Here is a 5160-nt window from a genome sequence, read left to right as displayed (position 1 = left end):
TGAACTCACCAAAGCTTGGCACGGGCGAGGGCACGCTGCGCCGGACGGCATCGGCGACACCTCATGGGAAGGGAAAGACGTTAGTTCTCGATGCCCGAAGGAGCCGGACGGGATGCCCTGCTGCGGCTTTGGGCATGCGCACGCCGCGCGGCACCGCGGGCCGCACCATCGGCCTCGCCCGCCATGTCCTCCTCTCCCGCCGCCAGGTGACGAGCAAGGGAGGCCACCGTGGGATAGGTGAACATGTCCATGAGCGTGCAGTTGCGGGGATAATGCTGGAGGACCCGCTGGTGCAGCCTGACAATCAAAAGGGAGTTGCCACCCAGCTCGAAGAAGTTGTCATGCACTCCCACCTGGGAGATCGCCAGTACTTCCGCCCAGAGCGCGGCAAGCACGATTTCGATCTCGGAATGCGGCGCAACGAAACGGTTGGAGACAGCTGCAGCGTCCGGTGCCGGCAATGCGCGCCGGTCGAGCTTGCCGCTGGCATTGACCGGCCACGCGTCGACCGTCACGTAGGCACCGGGCACCATGTAGTCCGGCAGCGCGCCGGACAGCGCCTCGCGCAACGCAGCCGAAGCCGGCATCGCACCCGTGTCGGCCTGGACGTAGGCCACCAGGCGCGGATCACCCGGGCGGTCTTCGCGGGCCAGCACCACCGCTTCACGGACCCCGGCACAGGCGCGCAGACGGCTCTCGATTTCGCCCAGCTCGATGCGGAAACCGCGGAGCTTGACCTGGAAATCGTTTCGCCCTACGTACTCCAGCGTGCCATCGGCACGCCAGCGGCCCAGGTCGCCGGTGCGGTACAGGCGGGCCTGCGGATCGGTGCTGAACGGATCGGCAATGAAGCGCTCGGCGGTGAGCGCCGGCTGGTTGAGATACCCCCGGGCCACGCCTGCGCCACCGATGTGGATCTCCCCCACCACTCCCAGCGGCTGCACCTGCTGCCACGCATCGAGCACATGCACCTGGGTGTTGGCGATCGGCCGGCCGATCGACGGCTCGCCGGTCGCCCTGCATGCTGGCTCCAGCAGGGTCGCCGTGGCGTAGACCGTGGCTTCGGTCGGGCCGTAGGTATTGAGCAGCTGGCAGGGGTGCCGCGCGCAGGCGTGATGCCAGCGTGCAACGCTGTCCGCGCTGGCCTTCTCCCCACCGATGACCACCAGCCGCGCGCAGGTCTGCGCCAGGCCGTGTTCAAAACCGGCATCGCCCACCCAGTAATGCCAGAACGCCGTGGGCAGTTCGACAACGCTGATCCGCTGGTCGCGCAGGTACTGGCTGAAGGTGCTGTCCGGCGGCAGCAGCGACGGTCGCAGCACCAGGGTGGCACCGGCCGCCAACGGCGCGAAGATCTCCTCCACCGAGGCGTCGAAGGACATTGAGGCGAACTGCAGCACCCGGTCGTCACGGCCCAGTCCGCAGCGCCGCACGTGTTCGGCCACCAGGTTGACCATGCTGTGGTGCTCCACCAGCACGCCCTTGGGCCTGCCCGTGGACCCGGAAGTGTGAATCACATACGCCAGATCGTGCGCGTCCGAGGTCACGGCAGGATCGTGCTCCGGCAATGCACCCAGCCGCTCCATCGTCGCCGCATCGCCCAACACCACCTGCGCCGGTGCCACCGTCTGCAACCAGTCGTGGACCGCCGCGGGCAAGCCAATGTGGCTCAGTACGGCCGTCGGCGCGCTGTCCTGGACGATATAGGCCAGGCGTTCGCGTGGATAGGCCGGATCCAGCGGCACGTAGCCCGCACCGGCCTTGAGGATGCCCAGCAACCCCACCACCATATCCACGCCGCGCTCCATGCACAGCGCCACGCGATGCTCCGGGCCCACGCCCAGCCCGATCAGCTGATGGGCCAGCTGATTGGATTGCCGGTTCAGTTCGGCGTAGCTCACCGCGCGGTCTTCATGGATCACCGCCACGGCCGACGGAGCCTGCTGCACCTGGCGTTCGAACAAGGCCTGTACCGTCGCTGCCTCCACCGGTGCTGAGGCCGTCTGGTTGAACGCCCGTACCAGCTGGTCACGCGCGAAGTCGGCCAGCAGCGGCACGGCCGCCACCGCCTGCCGGTCATCGGCCACCATCGCCTCCAGCACCTTCACCAGGTGCGCGCACCAACGCTGCACGGTGGCCGCGTCGAACAGGTCGCTGGCATACTCCAGCCCCCCTTCCAACACCTCGTCGGCTTCGATCAGCGAGAGCGACAGGTCAAACTGGGTCGTGGTCTGCTGCGACTCCAGCGGCGACAGCACCAGCCCCGGCACCTCGGTCGCACCGCGCACCGGCGTGTTGTTCAACGACACCATCGTCTGGAACACCGGGCTGTGGCCGAGGCTGCGCGTCGGCTGCAATGCCTCCACCACCTGCTCGAACGCCAGCTCCTGATGAGTGTAGCCGGCCAGCGCGGTCGCCTTGACCTGGGCCAGCAGCCCGGCCACGTCCGACGCGGCCTGCACGTTCACCCGCAGGGCCAGGGTGTTGACGAAGAAGCCGATCAGCGGCTCGATCTCGGCGCGCTGCCGGTTCGCCACCGGTGTCCCGATCACCACCTCGCCCTGCCCGCTCAGGCGCGACATCAACAGCGCCCAACCGCTGAGCAGGGTCATGAACAGCGTGGTGCCATGTCGCTGCGACAACGCGTGCAGTCGTTCCACCAGCGGTGCCGGCAAGGTGAATGCCACATTGCCACCGGCATAGCTCTGTACCGCTGGACGCGGCCGGTCGGTGGGCAGCTCGAGCAGCGCCGGCGCACCGCTCAGGTGCTCGCGCCAGAACCCGAGCTGCTGCTGCAGCGCCTCGCCCTGCAACCACTGCCGCTGCCAGAGCGCGTAGTCGGCATACTGGATCGCCAATGGTGGCAGCGGGTCCGGCTGGCCCTGGCTAAAGGCCTCGTACAAGGCGGTGACTTCGCCGATCATCACCCCGATCGACCAACCGTCGGACACGATGTGGTGCTGCGTCACCAGCAGCACGTGCTCCTGCGCGGACAAGCGCAGCAGCTGGCCGCGGATCAACGGGCCGGTCGTCAGATCAAACGGGCTCTGCGTCTGCCGGCGATCGGCCTCGGCCACCGCCTCCGCCTGCGCGGCCGGAGCCAGGTCGCCCAAGTCCCGGTACTGCAGCGCGAAGCCGATCGAGTCTGGCGCGAACTGCTGCACCGGGCCGTCCTTGCCCGAGACGAAGCGCGCGCGCAGGCCCTCATGCCGCGCCACTACCCGATCCAGCGCAGCCTGCAGCGCCACCCTGTCCAGTGCGCCCTGCAGGCGCAACGCCGCCGGCATGTGGTACGCCGCACTCGCGGCCGGATCGAGCTGATCCAGGAACCACAGCCGCTGTTGCGCCCACGACAACGGCAGCACCTCCGGCCGCACGGTGGGAACCAGCGCCTCCAGCGTGCTCGGCGCACTCTCCTCCACACAGGCCGCAAAGGCCGCCAACGTGGGATGACGGAACACCTGACCCAGCGGCACTTCCCACCCCAGCAGCCGGCGCACGGCCGAGACCACCTGGGTGGCCAGCAGCGAGTGTCCGCCCAGTGCGAAGAAGTTGTCCTGCCGTCCGACACGCTCCAGCCCCAGCAACTCGGCCCAGATGCCGGCCACCTGTACTTCGATCTCCGATACGGGCGCTTCATGACCGCGCGTGGCCACTGCCGCCGCGTCGGCGGCCGGCAACGCGGCCCGGTCCAGCTTGCCGTTGGCGGTCAGCGGCCAGGCCGCCAGCACCACGAACGCGCTGGGCAGCATGTACTCGGGCAGCTTGCGTGCCAGTGCGTCGCGCAGCACCGCCGGTACCGGCTCGGCACCGTCCTCGGCAATCAGGTAGGCCACCAGCCGGCGATCGCCTGCCCGCTCCTCCCGTGCCACCACCACTGCCTCGCGGATGCCCGCGCACGCCAGCAACTGTGCCTCGATCTCCCCCAGCTCGATGCGGAAGCCGCGGATCTTGACCTGACTGTCCAGCCGACCGAGGAACTCGAGTGTGCCGTCCGCCCAATATCGCGCCCGGTCGCCGGTGCGATAGAGGCGTGCGTCCGGCTCCATGGCAAAGGGACTGCGGATGTAGCGCTCGGCGGTCAAAGCGGGACGGCGGAAGTAGCCGGCGCTCAGGCATTCACCGCCGATGTACAGATCGCCCGCCACCCCAACAGGGCACGGACGCAGCCGTGCGTCCAACACGTGGTAGGTGGCATTCTGGATGGGGCGACCATACGGTACGCTCGACCACGCCGGGTCTGCATCGACCACCTGATGATAGTTCGACCAGACCGTGGCTTCCGTGGCCCCGCCCAGTGCCACCACCTGGCATTCCGGGAACGCCCGGCGCAATGCAACGGGTAGATCCAGGGGAATCCAGTCGCCGCTGAAGAACGCCAGTCGAAGATGGCCGTTACCCGCCCGCCCGGTCTCCAGCATGTGCGACAGCTGGCCGAACACCGCAGGCGCGGAATCCCAGAATGTGACATCTTCTTCGTACAGGATATCCAGCAGGCGGCGCGGGTCGGCCACCTCATCCTTCGAGGCTATGCGCACAACGCCGCCAGCCGCGAGCATGCCGAAGATGTCATACACCGAAAGATCAAAGCACAGCGAGGTCGTGAACAGCAGCCGGTCCGAAGGCCCTACCAGGAAGGTACGGTTCACCCAATCGACCAGATTGACCACGGGACGATGCTGCACCATCACGCCTTTGGGCAATCCCGTCGAACCGGAGGTGTAGATGACGTAGGCCAGGTCTGCTGCGTTCGCCCCGACTCGGACTGGATCCGGGTCGTCCGCCGCGCAGGCGGCGATGGCGTCCGCGTCGCCGTCCCAGCGCACCACGGGCATTGAAAGGTCGGGCCACCGTGCCTGCAGCAGTGCATCCGTCAACAGCACGGCAGGCGCGCTGTCCTCGAGCATGTACACCAGACGATCCAGAGGGTAGTCCGGATCGAGTGGGACATAGGCACCGCCTGCCTTGAGAATGGCCAGCACACCGGCGACCATGTCCGGTCCACGCTCCAGGCAGATGGCTACCCGCGTGCCGGGGCCGACGCCGAGCTGTATCAGGTAATGCGCCATCTGGTTGGCGCGCCGGTTCAGCGAGCCGTAGGTGACACGCTGGCGCGCATCCTCAACGGCAACCGCTTCAGGCTGCACGCGCGCATTTCGC

1 pseudogene is annotated in these 5160 nt (G+C 67.9%); it reads right to left on the bottom strand.

The features are described 5' to 3' along the window. Positions 1-80: 80 nt before the first annotated feature. A pseudogene (locus H7A86_RS21280) lies at positions 81-5132 on the bottom strand (amino acid adenylation domain-containing protein); the annotation flags it as partial. Positions 5133-5160: the final 28 nt, after the last annotated feature.

It is taken from the genome of Xanthomonas euroxanthea (assembly GCF_903989455.1).
In the GTDB taxonomy this organism is placed as follows: Bacteria; Pseudomonadota; Gammaproteobacteria; order Xanthomonadales; family Xanthomonadaceae; genus Xanthomonas; species Xanthomonas euroxanthea.
This window is presented reverse-complemented; position numbering and strand designations above follow the sequence as displayed.